The sequence below is a fragment of the Sphingomonas sp. GW821-FHT09B04 genome, from assembly GCF_059418285.1.
The window spans coordinates 621,595-639,095 of record NZ_JBWKPO010000001.1 but is presented as its reverse complement, the minus strand read 5'-3'; the positions used below and the strand labels follow the sequence as shown (position 1 = coordinate 639,095).

Annotated in this window: 17 protein-coding genes and 1 tRNA gene; 6 read left to right on the top strand and 12 right to left on the bottom strand. The window is 65.9% G+C overall.

What is annotated here, in order from left to right; genetic code table 11:
* Positions 1-188: 188 nt before the first annotated feature.
* From AC07NK_RS03165 to AC07NK_RS03145, 5 genes are all read right to left on the bottom strand, one after another.
* On the bottom strand, positions 189-3,386 hold the full coding sequence (locus AC07NK_RS03165; RefSeq protein WP_495169108.1) for an amidohydrolase family protein: 3,198 nt from the start codon (positions 3,384-3,386) through the stop codon (positions 189-191).
* Positions 3,387-3,474: 88 nt separating this feature from the next.
* On the bottom strand, positions 3,475-4,065 hold the full coding sequence (metW, locus tag AC07NK_RS03160; protein ID WP_495169107.1) for a methionine biosynthesis protein MetW: 591 nt from the start codon (positions 4,063-4,065) through the stop codon (positions 3,475-3,477).
* Entirely contained in the window at positions 4,062-4,496 is a 435-nt protein-coding gene (locus AC07NK_RS03155) for a GNAT family N-acetyltransferase (protein WP_495169106.1), read from the bottom strand. The genes metW and AC07NK_RS03155 overlap by 4 nt, the downstream gene beginning before the upstream one ends.
* A complete protein-coding gene (gene metX / locus AC07NK_RS03150; protein WP_495169105.1) occupies positions 4,493-5,608 on the bottom strand; it encodes a homoserine O-acetyltransferase MetX in 1,116 nt (371 codons plus the stop codon). Before metX ends, AC07NK_RS03155 begins: the two co-directional genes overlap by 4 nt.
* Positions 5,609-5,640: 32 nt before the next feature.
* Positions 5,641-7,200 (bottom strand): flavin monoamine oxidase family protein, encoded by a 1,560-nt coding sequence (locus AC07NK_RS03145; RefSeq protein ID WP_495169104.1) that lies wholly within the window; start codon positions 7,198-7,200, stop codon positions 5,641-5,643.
* An 87-nt stretch (positions 7,201-7,287) separates the two neighbouring features.
* Here AC07NK_RS03145 and hisC point away from each other — a divergent pair, with 87 nt between their 5' ends.
* Both hisC and AC07NK_RS03135 read left to right on the top strand, forming a co-directional pair.
* Complete coding sequence (gene hisC / locus AC07NK_RS03140) at positions 7,288-8,418, top strand: histidinol-phosphate transaminase (protein WP_495169103.1); 1,131 nt, start codon at positions 7,288-7,290, stop codon at positions 8,416-8,418.
* On the top strand, positions 8,415-9,164 hold the full coding sequence (locus AC07NK_RS03135) for a prephenate dehydrogenase/arogenate dehydrogenase family protein (protein WP_495169102.1): 750 nt from the start codon (positions 8,415-8,417) through the stop codon (positions 9,162-9,164). The genes hisC and AC07NK_RS03135 overlap by 4 nt, the downstream gene beginning before the upstream one ends.
* A gap of 21 nt (positions 9,165-9,185) precedes the next feature.
* Here AC07NK_RS03135 and AC07NK_RS03130 read toward each other — a convergent pair whose 3' ends face one another.
* The 5 genes from AC07NK_RS03130 to ftsE are packed head-to-tail and all read right to left on the bottom strand — an operon-like array spanning position 9,186 to position 12,522.
* Entirely contained in the window at positions 9,186-9,671 is a 486-nt protein-coding gene (locus tag AC07NK_RS03130) for an anthrone oxygenase family protein (protein ID WP_495169101.1), read from the bottom strand.
* A 29-nt stretch (positions 9,672-9,700) separates the two neighbouring features.
* A complete protein-coding gene (locus AC07NK_RS03125; RefSeq protein ID WP_495169100.1) occupies positions 9,701-10,387 on the bottom strand; it encodes a lysophospholipid acyltransferase family protein in 687 nt (228 codons plus the stop codon).
* Complete coding sequence (locus AC07NK_RS03120) at positions 10,380-10,922, bottom strand: YdcF family protein (protein ID WP_495169622.1); 543 nt, start codon at positions 10,920-10,922, stop codon at positions 10,380-10,382. Before AC07NK_RS03120 ends, AC07NK_RS03125 begins: the two co-directional genes overlap by 8 nt.
* 5 nt (positions 10,923-10,927) lie before the next feature.
* Complete coding sequence (locus AC07NK_RS03115; RefSeq protein ID WP_495169099.1) at positions 10,928-11,818, bottom strand: cell division protein FtsX; 891 nt, start codon at positions 11,816-11,818, stop codon at positions 10,928-10,930.
* Positions 11,815-12,522: a cell division ATP-binding protein FtsE gene (ftsE, locus tag AC07NK_RS03110; RefSeq protein ID WP_495169098.1), complete on the bottom strand. Its 708-nt coding sequence runs from the start codon at positions 12,520-12,522 to the stop codon at positions 11,815-11,817. Before ftsE ends, AC07NK_RS03115 begins: the two co-directional genes overlap by 4 nt.
* Before the next feature lie 191 nt (positions 12,523-12,713).
* On the opposite strand from ftsE, the gene AC07NK_RS03105 reads away from it, so the two are divergent.
* Positions 12,714-13,409, top strand: coding sequence for a zinc-ribbon domain-containing protein (locus AC07NK_RS03105; RefSeq protein WP_495169097.1), 696 nt, complete (start codon positions 12,714-12,716; stop codon positions 13,407-13,409).
* Here AC07NK_RS03105 and AC07NK_RS03100 read toward each other — a convergent pair.
* Complete coding sequence (locus tag AC07NK_RS03100) at positions 13,381-14,739, bottom strand: MATE family efflux transporter (protein ID WP_495169096.1); 1,359 nt, start codon at positions 14,737-14,739, stop codon at positions 13,381-13,383. The genes AC07NK_RS03105 and AC07NK_RS03100 overlap by 29 nt on opposite strands.
* Positions 14,740-14,869: 130 nt before the next feature.
* Here AC07NK_RS03100 and AC07NK_RS03095 point away from each other — a divergent pair.
* Positions 14,870-14,956 (top strand) — tRNA-Leu (locus AC07NK_RS03095).
* A 158-nt stretch (positions 14,957-15,114) separates the two neighbouring features.
* Positions 15,115-16,638, top strand: coding sequence for a tryptophan halogenase family protein (locus AC07NK_RS03090; protein WP_495169095.1), 1,524 nt, complete (start codon positions 15,115-15,117; stop codon positions 16,636-16,638).
* A gap of 55 nt (positions 16,639-16,693) precedes the next feature.
* Here AC07NK_RS03090 and ssb read toward each other — a convergent pair whose 3' ends face one another.
* Positions 16,694-17,275, bottom strand: coding sequence for a single-stranded DNA-binding protein (ssb, locus tag AC07NK_RS03085; protein WP_495169094.1), 582 nt, complete (start codon positions 17,273-17,275; stop codon positions 16,694-16,696).
* Positions 17,276-17,314: 39 nt separating this feature from the next.
* On the opposite strand from ssb, the gene AC07NK_RS03080 reads away from it, so the two are divergent.
* Positions 17,315-17,488, top strand: coding sequence for a DUF4169 family protein (locus tag AC07NK_RS03080; protein WP_495169093.1), 174 nt, complete (start codon positions 17,315-17,317; stop codon positions 17,486-17,488).
* The last annotated feature ends 13 nt before the right edge of the window (positions 17,489-17,501 follow it).

The following is a 17,501-nucleotide window of genomic DNA, read 5'->3' as shown; positions in this document are numbered from 1 at the left end:
CCTAAACACCGGTCCGATCGCTGCCGATCGATGATGTAACCGGTTACAATGTCGTTGGAGCTTTTAACATCTCCTGACACTCTTCTTAGAGAGCCGCATATGACTACGTTGTCAATTGCATTTTTGGAAGGGATTGATCGCCATCGACAAGATGGTCCGAACGCGCGGCGTCCGGACCATCGGGCACGTTACTCCCACCAATAAGGCTGGCGCTTCGCCGTTCCCGTCTCGACTTCGTTCATCGTCTTTGCGTCATAGAGTCGACCGCCGAGCATCACGCGGCTGATCTTGTCGCTATTGCGGATATCGGCCGACGGATCGGCATCGAGCACGACCAGGTCGGCGAGTTTACCTGCCTCGATCGAGCCGATGTCCTTGGAAAAGCCCAGGGATTTTGCGGAGTCGATCGTGCCGGCCCGCAGTGCTTCAATCGGGGTCATGCCGCCGCGGACGAACGACCACAGTTCCCAGTGCGAGCCGATACCCGCCTGTTGCCCGTGCGCACCGATCGCGACGAGGCGGCCAGTCGCAGCGACCTTCTTCGCCTCACGCGCATTGTCGTCATCGACGAAATTGTCCTCGGGCGCCTTAGTGATGCGCATCGTATCCGAGCGCAGACGCGCAGGCGGGGTATGGACCAGCAGCGGATTCTTCCACACATCGGTCGCCTGACGCCAATAGGGGTCTCCGGCGAGCCCGCCATAGCTGACGACGAGCGTCGGCGTGTAGTTGGTGTCCGACTGGCCGAACATCTGCAGCACATCCTTGTAGAAGATGTCCGCGGGGATGTTGTGTTCGAGCGTCGAGTTGCCGTCGGCGATCAGGTTCATGTCCATACCGAAGAGCGAGCCGCCCTCAGCAACGACCTGCATCCCCTCGGCACGCGCCGCCGCCACGACCATCTGACGCTGTTCGCGGCGCGGCTGGTTGTAGTTCTTCACCGAATGACCGCCCTGCGCCTTCAGGCGGCGGACATGCGCGAGCGCGTCCTCGTAGCTGTTGATCTCGGCATAGACGTCGGCGTTCTTGGCGCCATAGACGATCTCGCCCGTCGAGAAGATGCGCGGACCGACGATCTTGCCGGCGCGCTGCATCTGTTGCGCGGCGAAGACCAGGCTCGCCTGACTCGACGGGTCGTGGATCGTCGTAGTGCCGAGCGCGAGATTCTGGAGCAGCGACCAGTTTTGCTGCGGCACCAGATCGTCGGTGCCATAGGGACCGTGCGCGTGCGCATCGACGAGGCCCGGAATGATCGTCTTGCCGGTGACGTCGATCATCTTCGTACCCGCGGGAAGCTGGATCGCGGCGGTCGGCGCGACCTGAACGATGCGGTCGCCCTCAATCACGATCGTCGCATTGTCGATGATCCCGCCGTCAGCGCCCGCCATCGTCACCACGCGCGCGCCGGTGAGCGCGACGCGGCCCGCTGGCTTCGCCGCCCTCACCTCCATTGCAAGCGAAGTGGTGCGCGGAGTCACGCTCGGCTTCACACCGGGCGCGGTGGCGAAAAAGGTACTACGGTCGGCGGTGTAGAGCGTCGGCCCCATGCTCCAGTGGAGCCGCGATCCGTCGCCCGACCAGTGGATATAGTCGGCGCCATCGGTGCTGACGCGGATCACGGGGAGGGCATCGGCCTTGGGACCGACCGAGACTTCCTGACCGCCGGGCATCAGCGGCATCGCGAACACCTGATAATTCTGGCGGAAGGCGATGCTCTTGCCGTCGGGAGCGACAATATAGTCATTGGCGAGTTCGCCACTGGCATGGACGCGCTTGCCCTCACCATTGAGATCGGTCGAGACGAGTTCGAGCTTGTTCTCGCCCGGGCTGGTCATGAAGATGCGGTCGCTCGAGGCGCCGAACTGCGGCCGTGACATGCCACGCACTACGAGCTCGGGCGCGCCGCCCGTGGCCGCTACGCGATAGACGCCGGGATCATTCGACCAGCCGGGTGCAGTGAGGCCGCCGCCCGCCGCCTTCTCGAATACGATCGTGCGGCCATCGGGCGAGAAATGCGGACGCGCATAAAGACCGGGCTGGGTGGTCACGTCCTTCGCCGCGCCGCCCGCAGCAGCGACGGTGCGGATGCGGCCGAGCTTCGCGTCGCTCCACTCGACAAAGACGATCGAACGGCCGTCGCGCGACCAGCTGGGATAGAGCTCAAGCCCGGCGTCCTCGGCAAGACCGGTGAGCCGCTTTGGCGCGCCGCCCGACACCGGCCGGATCCAGAGCTTTCCCATGGTTTCGAACACGACGTTGCCGCCATCGGGCGAGACCGAGGCGAAGCGCGTCATCTTCGTCGCGAAGCTGGCGGGCGCAACCTCGATCTGTGGGTGCGATGCGGTCGCGACGGTGCGGCTGTCAGCGACACGGAAGGGGATCACCGCGGCATTCGTACCATCGGCATCGACACGGCGGATCTTGCCATGCGCCCAGAAGACGATCGACTTGCTGTCGGGCGTCCAGTCCATGTTCGGATAGACGCCGGTGACCGCCCAGGTCTCCTGCACGTCCTGATCGAGCGCGTCGTAGATCTTGCGCTCCTCGCCCGAGGCGAGGTCGCGGACATAGAGCTTCGACTTTGTCGCCTCGCGACGGACGAAGGCGATCTTCTTCCCGTCGGGCGACGGGGTCGGACGCACCGAACCGCCAAGGCCCGAAACCGCAGTCTTGGTTTCGCCGCTTTCGAGATCGTAGCGCTCGATATTGAACAAATTGGTGTTCGAATCCTGGGCATATTCGAAGATCGGACCCGAGGTGATGTTGCGCGTGAAGAACACCGACTTGCCGTCGGCGGCGTAGACCGGCTCACCCAGTTCCTTCTGGACCCGCTCATTGGCGCGCTTGACCAGCTTGACGCCGCTGCCGCCCGAGATGTGGTAGAGCCACACTTCACCTGTGCCGAGCGAACGGCCGGTCGTGAAATGCTTCTTGGCGACGATATACTGACCGTCGGGCGACCAGCTCGGCTGATTGAGAAGGCGGAAATCCTCTTTGGTCAGCTGCTTCTTGTCACTGCCGTCGGCGTTCATGATCCAGATATTGTCGCCACCGCCACGGTCCGAGGTGAAGGCGATGCGGCGGCCATCGGGCGAGAAGCGCGGATGGACTTCCCACGCCAGCCCTTCGGCGATGCGCGTCGGGGTGCCGCCGGCGATCGGCATGGTGTAGATGTCGCCTAGCAGGGTGAAGGCGATCGTACGGCCATCGGGGGAAACGTCGACGTCGATCCATGTGCCTTCGTCGGTATTGATCGCAGCCTGTTTGAGCGTCGCACCCTGCGGCGCGCTGACGTCCCATTTGGGCTTGTCAGCCGGCTTCTCCTGGGCGTGGGCCTGACCCAGAACGAAAAGCGCGGCGAGGACGCCGGCGACCGAGTGACGCATCCGATAAGCTCCCTGAAACCTGTTCCGGGCGGGAGTGGTAACGAGCGAAACCGCCCGCGTCATCTGCACTTGGTCGAAAAAACCCGAGTCAGCGGCGCAGGAGAAACACCGCGTGCTCGGCACGGAAATTGGCGGCGGCGGGGCTGGTGCGCTTGTCTCCCGAGAGGAACCAGGCCTGTTCCACGGTGATGCCGCGCTCACGGACATAGGCACGGAAATCGTCGACCGTGACATGGTGGATATTGGGCGTTTCGTACCAGGCGACGGGCAACAGCCGCGTCACCGGCATCCGCCCGCCCCAAAGCAGCGACACGCGCACGCGCCAATGCGCGAAATTGGGGAAGGACACGAAGGCACGCTCGCCGATGCGCAGCAAGTGATCGAGGACATGATGCGGGTACATCGTCGTCTGCAACGTCTGGCTGAGGATCGCATAGTCGAAGCTGGCATCGGGATAGTCGGCGAGGTCGCGATCGGCGTCTCCCTGAATCACCGAGAGCCCGCGTGACACCGCGGTCGCGACATTGACCGGATCGATCTCGAGCCCGCGTGCATCGCACTGACGATCATCGCGCAAGGCCGCCATCAGCGCGCCATCCCCGCACCCGACATCAAGCACGCGGCTGTTTGGGCTCACATTGGCGGCGATGATCGCGAGATCGGGACGAAGCGCGCTCATGCCGCACCCCGCCGGTACACATCGGGATCGTGACGCTGCATGAAGAGCTCCGGCCGGGCGATCGGCTGCCAGCCCAGCGCGGCATAAACGCCATGCGCGTCGTTGGTCGCAAGCATCCAGCGGCGGAGGCCCTGGAGGTCGGGGTGATCGTGCAGCGCAGTGACAAGCGCCCTGGCCAGCCCCTTGCCGCCATGATCGGGCAGCACGAACACGTCGGCGAGATAGGCGAAGGTCGCGCAGTCGGTGACGACGCGCGCGAACCCGACCTGCTCGCCGTCGCGATAGGCGCCGACGCAGACCGAATTGGCGATCGCACGGGCCATCGTCTCGCGCGGAATGCCGCTCGCCCAATAGGTCGCGCTGATGAAACCGTGGATCATATCGAGCTGGAGCCGCGCCGGATCGAGGCTGATGTCATAACCCTGCGTCATCGGCCGGCCCTCAGAAAACCGTCGACCACCCGGTTCAGCTCGGGCGCCTCAAGCAGGAACGCGTCATGGCCATAGGGCGAGGACAGCTCGACGAAACTGACCGGCGCGCCGGCGGCGTTGAGCGCATGGACAATCGCGCGCGAGTCTCGCGTCGGATAGAGCCAGTCGGTATCGAAGCTGACGAGACAGAAGCGCGCTTCGGTCTCGCGAAAGGCGTTGGCGAGCAGGCCGCCATGCTCCTCGGCCAGATCGAAATAGTCCATGGCACGCGTGATGTAGAGATAGGCGTTGGCGTCGAACCGGTCGACGAACGACAGGCCCTGATGGCGCAGATAGCTTTCGATCTGGAAGTCGGCGTCGAAACCGAACGACTTGGCCTCACGCGCCTGAAGCCGCCGCCCGAACTTCTCGGTCAGGCCCGCTTCGGACAGATAAGTGATGTGCGCCGCCATGCGCGCGACCGCGAGCCCCGCCGCAGGCGGTTCACCGTCATAATAAGCACCGCCATTCCAGCGCGGATCGGCCATCACCGCCTGACGCCCGACCTCGTGGAAGGCGATGTTCTGTGCCGAGTGACGCGCGGTCGAGGCGATCACAACCGCCGCTTCGACCCGGTCGGGGAAAGTCGCGGGCCAGCTCAATGCCTGCATCCCGCCCATCGATCCGCCGACCACCGCCTTCAGCCGCCCGACCCCGAGATGATCGAGCAGCATCGCCTGCGCGCGGACCATGTCGCGGATGGTGATAACGGGGAAATCCATCCCCCACGGCTTGCCCGTCGCCGGGTTGATCGTGGCCGGGCCGGAGCTGCCCATGCAGCTGCCGAGCACATTGGCGCAGACGATGAAGTGGCGGTCGGGATCGACCGGCTTGCCCGGCCCGATCATCCGCGCCCACCAGCCGGGCTTGCCCGTCACGGGATGCGGCGAGGCGACATGCTGGTCGCCGGTCAGCGCGTGGCAGACCAGGACCGCATTGCCGCCATCGGGCGCGAGCGTGCCATAGGTCTCGTACGCGATCTCGACCGGCGACAGCAGCACGCCGCCGTCGAGCCTGAGCGGCCCGGGCAGGGTGATATGGCGCGAAAGGCCGAAACGCGGATCGTCGGACATGCGCGTCTGACTAGGGACGCGAAGGCTTGCGTTCAAGCGGCTCGGCGACCGGCACGCGCGGCGATCACTGCCTGCGCCGCGAGCCGGCCGGTCTGCGCGCCGCCGTTCATGAAGCCGACCCATGCGTCCGAGACATGCTCCCCCGCGAAGATGATCCGTCCCGCGACCGCCTGCTGCCGTTCGTCAGAGTCTTCGGATTCGACCCAGAAGAGCGAGCCGAAGCGGGTGAGCTGGCCGGGTGCACTGTTGGTATAAGCGCCCAGCGTGAGTGCATCGCGGCACCAGTTGGTGCGGCGAACCACCCCGCCCGCCACCGCCCGTACGATGCCGGGGATGGCGGGTTCGGTACGCTGTGCGAAGGCAGTGGCGAGCGCTTCAGGCGAATCGGACGCCGCAGAGACCTGATCGCCGCCAAGGAACCAGTTCCATACCGGCTGGCCGCCCTCGATACCCCTGAGCGTCCCGTCCCAGCCGAGCGCATAGGGTGAGGCGATCGCCCACAGCTCACCGCCGGCACCGAGTGCATCGGCCCATGGGGTGGCGGTGGCGGTGACCTGTACCTTCTCGTTCCGGCCAAGATCGGCCTCACGCACAAACGCGCGCCAGCGCGGCGGCAGCGGCACGGCGAAATCGATCTGGCGCAGGATCGGCGCAGGCGCGGCGATGATGACCGTGTCGGCGATGACATGGGTGCCGTCGAGGAATTCGAGCCGGATGCCGCTACCGGTTTCGCGGATCGCGAGCAGGCGGCGGCCGGTTTCGATCCGGTCGCGATGCGCGTCGGCAATGGCGTTGGCGAGCCGGCCGCTACCGCCCGCAATGACGTAGCGTTCGTCACTGCCCGCCAGCACCTCGACATGCTCGCCCCTCACGGTGGGCAGATTGAAGATCAGCTGGAGCGCGGAAGCGTCGCCCGGCTCAGAACCATATTCAGTGCGGATGCTCGATTCGATCAGCGCGCGGACGCGCGGGTCGCGGATCAGCGCGGCGTTGCGGTCAAGATATTGCGCGACCGAAAGCTGGTCGATCGCGGCGGCGGCGCGCGAGTTGGCGTCGACCGCCTCCGAATCGCGCGCGATTCGTGCAGCGAGCGGCGTGAGAAGGCGCGCAAGCTCGGCCTGTGACGCAACCGCGCCGTCCGCCAGGATCACCGACCGATGGGGACCGGACTTGCGGTCGATCAGCGGCACCGCGAATTCCTTCGCCAGCGCATGCATATCGGCATGGTCCGAATTGACGAGCTGGCCGCCCGCCTCGAACAACTGCCCGTCTGCGGCGCGCTGGGTGTACATCCGCCCGCCGAGACGGTTGCGCGCCTCATACAGCCGGGCGTCGACACCCGCTTTCGTCAGATGATGGAGCGCCGAAAGGCCTGCGATTCCGCCGCCGATAATCGCGACACGGCCCGAAGCAGGGAGCGCCAGCGCGGGCGCGGGAAGGCCTGCGGCAACGCCACTCGCCGCCATACCCTGAAGCAGCGCGCGGCGGCCGATGCCGCCATGACCGGCGCGCGGTGCAGCCTTGCCCCGCAACGCCAGATCCTGCCGCCGTGCCAGCTGCAATGCCCGCCACAGCGTGTCGCTTCCCCGCATCCATCGTCCCCTGTTCGAAGCGGGGCTTAGCACAGAGCAATTTCGCAAACCTTGCCATTCTTACCCGCTTCGGCCATCGCGCGCGCCATGAACGCAACCGTCAGCAAGCCGCAGCCCAAGCCATGGATCATGGACATTGCCCCCTATGTGCCGGGCAAGTCCAAGACCGACGACGGCCGCAAGGCGATCAAGCTCTCGTCCAACGAGAATCCGCTCGGCACATCGGACAAAGCGCGTGCGGCGTTCGCGACCGCCGCGAACAGCCTTGAACGCTATCCTGATGCCAGCGCGGTCGAACTGCGGGAGGCGCTTGGCGCGTTGCACGGACTCGACCCCGATCGGATCATCTATGGCAACGGATCGGACGAGGTGCTTCACCTCGCCGCGGGCGCGTTCGCCGGGCCGGGCGACGAGATCATCTACGTCAATTACGGTTTCACGGTTTACCCGATCGCGACAAAGCGGGTCGGCGCGACCCCGGTGGTCGCCGCCGATGCCGATTATGCGACCGATGTCGATGCGATCCTCGCCAGCGTGACCGAACGCACGCGGATCGTGTTCGTCGCCAACCCCAACAACCCGACCGGCACCTATGCCAGCCGCGAAGAGATTGCGCGGCTGCACGCGGGCCTGCGCCCCGACATCCTGCTGGTGCTCGACCATGCCTATGCCGAGTATATCGAGGGCGAGATCGACGATGGCGGCATGGAACTGGCGAAGACCCAGTCCAATGTGCTGGTGACGCGCACCTTCTCCAAGCTTTACGGCCTTGCCGCCGAGCGGATCGGCTGGGGCTATGGCTCGCCCGAGCTGATCGAGGCGATGCACCGCATCCGCCTGCCCTTCAGCATCACCATCGCGGGCACTGCCGCAGCGATCGCAGCGCTGCACGACAATGAATTCGTCGAACGCACGCGCAGCCACAATGCGCAGTGGCGCCGCTGGTTCGCCGACGCGATCACCAAGCTCGGCAATGCCGGCCTTCGCGCGGTGCCGAGCCAGGCGAACTTCGTGCTGGTCCTGTTCGAAGGCGCGCTGACCGCCGAGGCGGCCTATAAGGGACTGATGGACGAAGGCTATATCGTCCGCTGGCTGCCCGGCCAGGGCCTGCCCCATGGCCTGCGCATTACCATCGGCACCGAGGACGAGACGCGCGCCGTTGCCGCGATCCTCGAAAGGCTGGTGGCGGAGACGCAGCGTTCCGCAACCGCGGGATGAAGCGTTTCGGGATCATCGGCTTCGGCCGCTTCGGGCAGCTCGCGGCGAAGCATCTGCGCGACCATTTCGCCGTCGTCGTGACCGATATGGCGGATATCGACGAGGCTGCGGCGTCGATCGGAGTCGCGACCGGCACACTCGCGGATGCAGCGGGTTGCGACGTGGTGATGCTCGCGGTGCCGGTGCAGGCGATGGCCGCCACGATCACGGCGATCGCGCCGCTGGTGCGGCCCGGCGCGCTGGTGCTCGACGTCGCGTCGGTCAAGATGCTGCCCGCACGCTGGATGCTCGAGGCGCTGCCCGAAAGCGTCGATATCGTCGCAACCCATCCGCTGTTCGGCCCGCAGAGCGCGCGCAACGGGCTCGAGGGGCAGCCTTTGGTCGTCTGCGCGGTGCGCGGCGAACGGCATCACAAGGTCGCCGAATTCGGGCGCAGCCTCGGCCTTGCGGTCTCGATCACCACCGCCGAAGAACATGACCGCGAGATGGCCTATGTCCAGGCGCTGACGCATTTGATCGGGCGCGCGCTGGTCAACATCCGTATCCCCGACGAGGAGCTGAAGACCAACAGCTACCAGCATCTGCTGGAGCTGTGCGGGCTGATCCGCGACGACAGCAAGGAGCTGTTCTTCGCGATCCAGAACCTCAACCCCTATGCCGGGGAAATCACCCGTCAGTTCATCGCCGAGGCCAATGGCCTGCTGGCGGAGAGCCTGAAGGTGGGGAACCGCAGCGCAGTCGATTGAACCGGGCGCGATGCCGGTCCGCTAGCGCGACTGGCTCCAGCCGAGTACCAGCACAACCGCTCCGACAAGCGAAGCAGCGGTGCGGACATGGTTCCAGAACACCCAGTCACGCAGAAAGCGCGCCCAGAGTGCCGCGCCCTCCGCGCTCGACGCATCGACGGCAGCGAGCGCGTTGTTGAGCGGGACGTTGCACACCATCGTCACCGCGAAGCAGCCGATGACATAGAGGCCTGCGCCAGCAAGCACATACGTCGCGCCGGGCTGTCCGAAATTGAGCCCGGCAACGATCGCCAGCCCGAGCAGCAACAACGCGGTGCCGATAAAGGCAACGAGGAAGAACGGGTTGATGACGGTGATGTTGATCGCCTGCATCGCACGAATGCCCTCCGGCCCCGGCACGCGGGCAAGCGCCTGCATGATGAAGGTCGAGAAGCCGTAGAACACACCGCCGATGATAAAGGCGCCGATCGCGGCGATCAGGACGGGAAGCTTAAGCAAACCGATCATCATCCGTCTCCCTTGAGTTCCGGCCCGCCTCAGGGCTCGAGCGCGTTGATTCCCCGATGCACCTGCGCTTCGACGTCGTCGCGCTCAAGCCCCGGCGCGATCGGTGCGCCGAAGCGGAAGGTGACGATGCCGGGCCGCTTGAGCCCGTGCCGCGGCCACAGGCGCCCGCTGTCGAGCGCCACCGGTACGACCGGAAGACCCAGCGCGCGATAGAGTCCGGCAAAGCCCGAAAGGATGGGCGGCGCCTCACCCGGCGCGACACGGGTCCCTTCGGGGAAGATCAGCACCGACCGGCCCTCTGCCTTCGCCGCCTTCGCTTCGCGCATCATCTGGCGTAACGCCGCGGCATTGGCGGCACGATCGACGACGATCACGCCATAACGCCGCGCAGCCCAGCCCCAGAAGGGGATCCGTGCCAGTTCGCGCTTCATCACGATCGCCGGGGCGCCGAGCAGCACCGCGACCGCCATCGTCTCGAACATCGCCTGATGCTTGACGGGATAGAGCGCCGGACCGGCAGCAGGCTGGCCCTCGACGGCAATGCGGATGCCCAGAATATTGCGCGCCGACCACACGCCGAGCCTTGCCCAGCTCATGCAGACGCTGCGCAAGATGCGGGTGCCCAACAGCGCAGCGATCGGCGTGGCAAGCACGATCGGCACCGACAGTCCGTAAAAGACGAACGCAAAGGCGATGTTGCGCAACCGGTCAGCCATTGCCGACCCCGAACAACAGCGCGATCCGGCGGACCAGATATTTGTGATACTCGCGCAGCAGCATCGTGAAGCGGGCGTTGGTGCGCACTCCGTCGCCGACGATCTCGACCTCGCCGCCCAGCGCATTGCCGAGTTCGAGCCTGGCGCGCGGCACGTGCCAGTCGGCAGTGACGAGCCGCACCGATTTATAGCCATGCTTGCGCACCCATGCCGCGGTCTCGTCCGCATTGGAGCGGGTATCCACCGCCTCATGCCCCAGATCGATGCAGCAGCGGAACAGCGCGGGCGGCGCGCGGTGTGCGACCGCAAGCTCGATCGGGCGCACGGCAGGATCGGTCCCGGTGATCAGCATCCGTCTGGCCGAACCCGCCTGAAGCAGGGCGATTCCGCGCGGGATCCGCCCCGCGCCGCCGGTGGGTACAACGACCGCGTCGGTCTTCACCCCGGGATCAAGCGGCTTGCCCAGCGAGAGCATGAACAGGGCAAAGCCCAGCGCCCAGGCGATGATGAGCAGCGCGAGGATCCGCCAGACCAGTTTCATCACAGCGTCTTCCCCAGCGCGCCGAGCACCGCGACCCGCGCGGCGAGCAGCGCCATCAGCGCGAAGACGACGGGAAGAAGCAATAACAGCAGCCAGTCAAGCGGGGCGAGGGCGACCCCGCCGAGCAGCTCCGACCCCAGCCCCGCCGCCTGCTGGCCGAGCAACCAGACCATGCCGAGCGCGGCGGCCGTGCCGAGCAGTCCGCCGAGCAGCGTGTCGAGCGCAATCCTCCGCTGGAACAGCCGCGCGACCTGCATGTCGGTCGAACCGAGAATGTGAAGCACCGCGATGGTGTCGCGATGCGAATCGAGCCCGCCCCGTGCGGTGAGCAGCACGACGATCGCCGTTGCGGTCGCCATCAGGATGACAAGCGCCACCGCAAACCAGGTGAGCGTGTCGAGAAACGCACTGACCGGCGAGAGCCATTGCGCGTGGCGATCGATCTGCACCGCGGGCACGATGGCGCGCGCGGCTGCGCGGACACGCTCGATCGCCGCAGTGTCGCCCGAAGCAAGATCGACGTCGATCATCGCGGGCATCGGCAGATCGGCATCGAGTCCGGCTTCGCCCAGCCATGGCGCGAGCAGTTCGGCAAGTCGTGCGCGATCGACCTCCGCGACCCGGGTCACGCCAGGGAGCATACGGACGCGCTGCACGATCGCTTTCGCAGAAGCATCGCGTCTTGCGGCGTCGCCTTCGACCAGCTGGATGGTGAGCCGCCCGGCGAGCTGGCGGTCGAGTGTGCGGCTCGCGCCCGCCATCCCCAGCCCCAGCGCCGCGGCGAGCACTGTGAGGAACAGCATGATCGCCATCACCCACAGCATCCCGCGGGTACGCCGGCTTTCGTCGAGCAGGCGGCGTTCGGGCTTGTCGCGCATCAGCGGGTTCATGCCGGGGCCATTCCGGGAGGATAGCGCAGCGATCCGGTGGGATCGTTCAGCCGCCCTTTCTCGATCCGCATCATCCGCGCGTCGGGAATTCGACTGATCAGCTGGAAGTCGTGCGTCGCGACGACCACTGTGGTGCCGAGCCGGTTCAGGGACTCGAACAGGTGCAGCAGCCGTTCGGCCATGTCGGGATCGACGTTGCCGGTCGGCTCATCCGCGATCAGGATCTCGGGCCGGGTGATGACGGCGCGGGCAATCGCGATCCGCTGTTGCTCGCCGCCCGACAGCGTGGGCGGCTTGGCGGTGTCGCGATCCTTGAGGCCGACCCAGGCGATCATTTCACGCACCGGCCCATCGACATCTGCCTCCGGAATACCGGCGACACGCAATGGCAGCGCGACATTGTCATAGGCGGAAAGGTGCGGGAGCAGACGGAAATCCTGAAACACAACGCCGATGCGGCGCCGAAAGCCCGGAAGACGTTTCCGCGGCAAGGCACCCGCGTCCTCGCCGAACAGCCGCACGATGCCGCGCGTCGGCCGTTGAGCGAGGTAGAGCAGTTTGAGCAGCGAGGTCTTGCCTGCACCCGATGCGCCGGTGACGAAATAGAAGGAACCGGCGCTGAGCGTGAAGCTGACGTCGCTCAACGTCTCCGCTCCGGTTCCGTAGCGCAGACCGACATTCTCGAATTGAACGATATTCGCCATGCCGGCGCCCGGCCGCTCCTGAAAAAATAACTGCCCCGAAGGCCCCAGCCATCGCACAGGCGCGAAGCCGGCTCAAGCGGTGGCACTCGACCTCCCATCCTTGCCCTTGCCCCTTGCCAAGCCGACTCGACGGGTGTTTAGATTCGGGATTGGCGATCTCCGCGCCCAGTACCTGAGCAAGACGTGCCGCGATGATCCTGGAATGCCCCGAGTGCCGCACCCGCTATCTGGTTCCCGACAGTGCGATCGGGGCCGAAGGACGCACCGTGCGTTGCGCGAGCTGCCGGCATAGCTGGCACCAGCTCCCCGCAAACGCGCCGGTGGCGAAACCGGCCCCCGACGTCATCCGCGCCGACGCCTATTCGGCCCCGCCCCCTCCGCCCCCGGCTCCGGCCAGAGCAGCCGAACCGGACCGCGACTTCGATCCCTTCGCGCACGAGCCGCCGTTCAAACCGCGCAAGAATCCGGAGCGGCGCTGGACCGCGGCGGCGCTGATCATCGGGCTTTCGTTGTCGGCGGGCGCAGGCGCGATCCTGTGGCTCGGCGCGCCGGGCATCGCCTCTCAGCTCGGGCTGCCGGGCGGCGAGGCAAAGACATCGCTGGTCTTTGCCAACCAGCTGGTCGACCGCAAACCGCGGCTCAACGGTGGCGAGCTGTTCGTCGTGAGCGGGCAAGTGATCAATCCGACGAAGGAACGCCAGCGGGTGCCTAACATCCTGGCCGAGCTGCGCGACGGCAACAATGCGGTCGTCTATAACTGGACGATCACCCCCGAGCCGCGCGCGCTGCCGCCCGGCGGGAGCCTGGAATTCAACAGCGGCAAACTCGACGTGCCGGCGACCGGCAAGACGATCCAGCTCAGCTTTTCGGGCGAAGCCGCCGAGTAACCCACCATAGCCGGCCACCGTTGAGCAGCGCCGCCGCGACCATTCCCGAGGCCGACGCCGCGACGAGACCCTTCGCGCCCCAGCCGGCATGGACCGTCCATAGCCCGATGCCCCCGGTGAGCAGGAAGAAGGCGACGATGCCGTTGAACCCCGCCACGACCTGATCGCCGAGCGAACGCAGCGCGTACATGAAGACGACCTGGAGCCCGTCGAACAGGATGAACGGCCCCCAGAGCGGCAGCATCACCACCGCGGCGGCGGCGACCGCAGCACTGGCGGGGAAGCTGCCGGCGATCAGCATCGGGGCGAAGACCAGCGGCAGCGCGAGCAGCCCGAGGACGATCGCGGCAAGTCCAGCAGCGATCGCGGTGCGCGGCCCCGCCTGCGCAGGATCACCCTCACCCACCGCATTGCCCGCACGCACGCCCGCCGCGGAACCGAGGCCGAGTGCGAAGGCGAAGGTGACGTTGTGGACCGAGAAGACGATCTGGAAGGCGTGGGTCACCGTCTCCCCCAGCTGGGTCGAGAGCGCGATCAGGATCGAGAAGCCAGCCAGTTCCAGCCCCGACGCGATTGCGGGCACGAAGCCGAAGCCCAACAGCGCCCACACACCACGCCACATCGCCGGCGATCCGAAGTCACGCCAGTCGCGCACCCCGCGCTCATGGGCGCGCGGCAAGGTGAGCGCCGCGACGATCATCGCCACCGCGCCGATCAGGATCGCGATCACCGTCGCCGTCGCCGCACCGGTCGCGCCCATCGCCGGCAGCCCGAACTGGCCGGTCGCAAGCACCCAGGCGAGGACGCCGTTAATCGGGAGGATCGCCACATCGACCACCATCACCCGCTTCGGGCGGCTGACGCCTTCGAGGAAGAAGGTCGCGGCGACAAGCAGCAGCTGAAAGGGATAGCCGAACGCCATGATTCGCACGACACGCGCGGCATCCGGGGCGATCGCCGGATCGACCCCGACGCCCAGCAGCATCGGCAGCGCGAACACAAAGAGCGTTCCGCCGCTGACCAGTCCGAGCAGGAACCCCAGCACCAGCCCCTGCCGCAGCACTGCGCCGGTCGCGGGCAGATCCTTCGCCCCGTCGGCACGCGAGGAGAAGACCAGCACGCCCGTAAGCCAGCCCAGCGCGACGACGATGCCGATAAAGGTGATCGTCCGGCTGGCGCCGAGCGCCGCCACTTCATGCGTGCTCACAAGACCAACCACGACAACGTCGGTGACGTGCATGATCGTCCAGGTGAGCGCCGTCATCACCACCGGCCAGGCCAGAGCGAGGATGCGACGTGTTTCGGCGCGGATGTCTTCAGGTAAGCGCATGGGCCGGCGGGCTTAGCCCGGCTGCATTTCAGAAGAAAGATCGCAGAAAGGGAGGTTGCAAGCCCCACAACCCTTTGCTAGGGGCCGCTGCCTTACCAACCACCGGGTTGATCCGGTGGACGAAATCAGTGCGGTCGTGGCGGAATTGGTAGACGCGCAACGTTGAGGTCGTTGTGGGCGAAAGCCCGTGGAAGTTCGAGTCTTCTCGACCGCACCATTTCTTGAAAAGCGTTTGAAGATACGGGCCGGGGGCAACCCCGCCCGTCGCGCTGGCGGGTGGCGTGTAACCGTTTACCGCCCGCCAGTGCCCCTCTATACAATCCCCGTTATACAGCGTGCCCGGTCACAAGAGCCGGTACATGAGGGGATGGACGCATGGAGCATGGGAATCCGCCGATTCGCCGGGTCGTGATCGTCGGCGGCGGCACCGCCGGCTGGATGACCGCGGCTTTGCTCTCCAAGCTTCTGTTCCGCGGCTACGAGATCACGCTGATCGAATCGGACGAGATCGGGATCATCGGCGTCGGCGAAGCGACCATTCCGGGCATCAAGGATTACAACCACCTTGCCGGGATCGACCTGACCGAGATGATCCGCGCCACGCAGGCGACGTTCAAGCTGGGGATCGAATTCGTCAACTGGCGCGAACCGGGCTTCCGCTACATCCATGGCTTCGGGAAGATCGGCACCGACCTGATGTGGCTCCACCCGCACCAGCTATGGCTCAAGCTCGCCGCGATGGGCCGGGCGAAGCATTTCGATCTCTATTCGCTCAACACGCTTGCGGCGCGGCAGAACAAATTCTGTTTCCCCGATCCGCGCAATCCGGGATCGCCGATGGGGCATCTCGACTATGCCTATCATTTTGACGCGTCGCTCTACGCCCGCTTCCTGCGCGGCCGGTCCGAAGCGCAGGGGGTGACGCGGATCGAGGGGCGGATCGTCAAGGTAAAGCAACGCGCGGCAGACGGCTTCGTCGAGAGCGTTGTGCTGGCCGACGGTCGATCCGTCGAAGGCGACCTGTTTGTTGATTGCTCGGGGATGCGCTCGCTATTGCTCGGACAGACGCTTGGCGTGGGATATGAGGACTGGAACCACTGGCTGCCGTGCGACCGCGCGCTGGCAGTACCGTGCGAGAGCGTGTCGCCGCTGACGCCCTATACGCGTTCCACGGCGCATGGATCAGGCTGGCAGTGGCGGATCCCGCTTCAGCATCGCATCGGCAACGGCCATGTCTATTCGAGCGCGCATATCAGTGACGAGGCGGCGGCGGAGACACTGCTCGCCAATCTCGACGGCAAGGCGCTGGCCGATCCGCGGCCGGTGCGGTTCGCGCCGGGGAAAAGGCACAAGGCGTGGGACAAGAATGTCGTCGCGATCGGGCTGTCGTCGGGCTTCCTCGAGCCGCTCGAATCGACCAGCATTCACCTGATCCAGACCGGCATCCTCAGGCTGGTCGCGCTGTTCCCGGGGCAAGGCTTCAACGCGGCCGACATCGCCGAGTATAACCGCCAGCACAATTTCGAGTTCGACGATGTGCGCGACTTCATCATCGCGCACTATAAGGTCACCAATCGCGAGGACACGCCGTTCTGGACGCATGTCCGCAACATGGTCGTGCCTGACAGCCTGAAAGAGCGGCTCGAGCTGTTCCGCGCCTCGGCTCGCTTCTTCGTCCATGGCAAGGCCGAGCTGTTCCGCGAGGAAAGCTGGGTTCAGGTGCTGCTCGGCCAGGGCATGGAGATGGCCTATGACCCGGTGGTCGACATGATCCCCGAAGAGGATATCGTCGAGTTCATGCACGACATCGAGGAGGTCAATGCCGAGGTCGCAGCGGCGATGCCGAGCCATGAGGTCTTTATCGACCGCCACTGCAAGGCGCCGCCACTCGCGGCGTAACTGAGGCTGTCCCAGCCCGCGCCTCAGACGAGGAGCGGGCTGGTGCGGCAAATCCTCAGAACGGCACGTCGTCGTCGAGATCGTCGGGGAAGCCGCCGCCGGCAGGCGCGCCGGCGCCGCTGCTTCCGCCACGGCTACCGCCGCCATAGCCACCGCCCGACGAACCGCCGCCGAAGCCGCCACCACCACCGCCGCGGCTGCTCGACTGGCCGGCGAATTCGGCATCGCCGCCGCCCCAGTCATCGCGCGAGCCACCGCCCGAACCGCCACCGCCCTGTCCGCCGCCGGGACCATCAAGCATCACCAGCTTGGCGTCGAAGCCCTGCAGCACGATCTCGGTCGAATAACGATCGGCGCCCGACTGGTCCTGCCATTTGCGAGTCTGGAGCTGGCCTTCGAGATAGACCTTCGACCCCTTGCGCAGATAGCGCTCGGCGACATTGGCGAGCCCTTCGGAGAAGAGCTTCACCGTATGCCACTCGGTGCGCTCTTTCTTCTCGCCCGAATTGCGATCCTTCCAGCTTTCGGACGTGGCGACGCGCAGTTCGACCACCTTGCCGCCGTTCGAGAAGGACCGGCTTTCGGGATCGCGCCCGAGATTGCCGACCAGGATCACCTTGTTGACGCTGCCAGCCATTTCAACTCCGCCTTGAATTCGATAAAAGTTGCCGCAGGAATGGCCGAGATCATCAACCTGAACAAGGCCCGGAAGGCCAAAGCCAAGGCAGCCGGAGCCGCAAAGGCTGTGGAGAACCGCGCCAGGTTCGGCCGGACCAAAGCCGAGAAGGTTCGCGACGACACCGAACGCGCCCGGATCGAGCGGGCGATCGACGAGTCGAAGCGCGACTGAACCCCACTAAAGT

Excerpts from the sequence above, each read along its gene's own strand:
- AC07NK_RS03165 (WP_495169108.1), bottom strand. The coding sequence starts at position 3,386 with ATGCGTCACTCGGTCGCCGGCGTCCTCGCCGCGCTTTTCGTTCTGGGT.
- metW (WP_495169107.1), bottom strand. The coding sequence starts at position 4,065 with ATGAGCGCGCTTCGTCCCGATCTCGCGATCATCGCCGCCAATGTGAGC.
- AC07NK_RS03155 (WP_495169106.1), bottom strand. The coding sequence starts at position 4,496 with ATGACGCAGGGTTATGACATCAGCCTCGATCCGGCGCGGCTCCAGCTC.
- metX (WP_495169105.1), bottom strand. The coding sequence starts at position 5,608 with ATGTCCGACGATCCGCGTTTCGGCCTTTCGCGCCATATCACCCTGCCC.
- AC07NK_RS03145 (WP_495169104.1), bottom strand. The coding sequence starts at position 7,200 with ATGCGGGGAAGCGACACGCTGTGGCGGGCATTGCAGCTGGCACGGCGG.
- hisC (WP_495169103.1), top strand. The coding sequence starts at position 7,288 with ATGAACGCAACCGTCAGCAAGCCGCAGCCCAAGCCATGGATCATGGAC.
- AC07NK_RS03135 (WP_495169102.1), top strand. The coding sequence starts at position 8,415 with ATGAAGCGTTTCGGGATCATCGGCTTCGGCCGCTTCGGGCAGCTCGCG.
- AC07NK_RS03130 (WP_495169101.1), bottom strand. The coding sequence starts at position 9,671 with ATGATCGGTTTGCTTAAGCTTCCCGTCCTGATCGCCGCGATCGGCGCC.
- AC07NK_RS03125 (WP_495169100.1), bottom strand. The coding sequence starts at position 10,387 with ATGGCTGACCGGTTGCGCAACATCGCCTTTGCGTTCGTCTTTTACGGA.
- AC07NK_RS03115 (WP_495169099.1), bottom strand. The coding sequence starts at position 11,818 with ATGAACCCGCTGATGCGCGACAAGCCCGAACGCCGCCTGCTCGACGAA.
- ftsE (WP_495169098.1), bottom strand. The coding sequence starts at position 12,522 with ATGGCGAATATCGTTCAATTCGAGAATGTCGGTCTGCGCTACGGAACC.
- AC07NK_RS03105 (WP_495169097.1), top strand. The coding sequence starts at position 12,714 with ATGATCCTGGAATGCCCCGAGTGCCGCACCCGCTATCTGGTTCCCGAC.
- AC07NK_RS03100 (WP_495169096.1), bottom strand. The coding sequence starts at position 14,739 with ATGCGCTTACCTGAAGACATCCGCGCCGAAACACGTCGCATCCTCGCT.
- AC07NK_RS03090 (WP_495169095.1), top strand. The coding sequence starts at position 15,115 with ATGGAGCATGGGAATCCGCCGATTCGCCGGGTCGTGATCGTCGGCGGC.
- ssb (WP_495169094.1), bottom strand. The coding sequence starts at position 17,275 with ATGGCTGGCAGCGTCAACAAGGTGATCCTGGTCGGCAATCTCGGGCGC.
- AC07NK_RS03080 (WP_495169093.1), top strand. The coding sequence starts at position 17,315 with ATGGCCGAGATCATCAACCTGAACAAGGCCCGGAAGGCCAAAGCCAAG.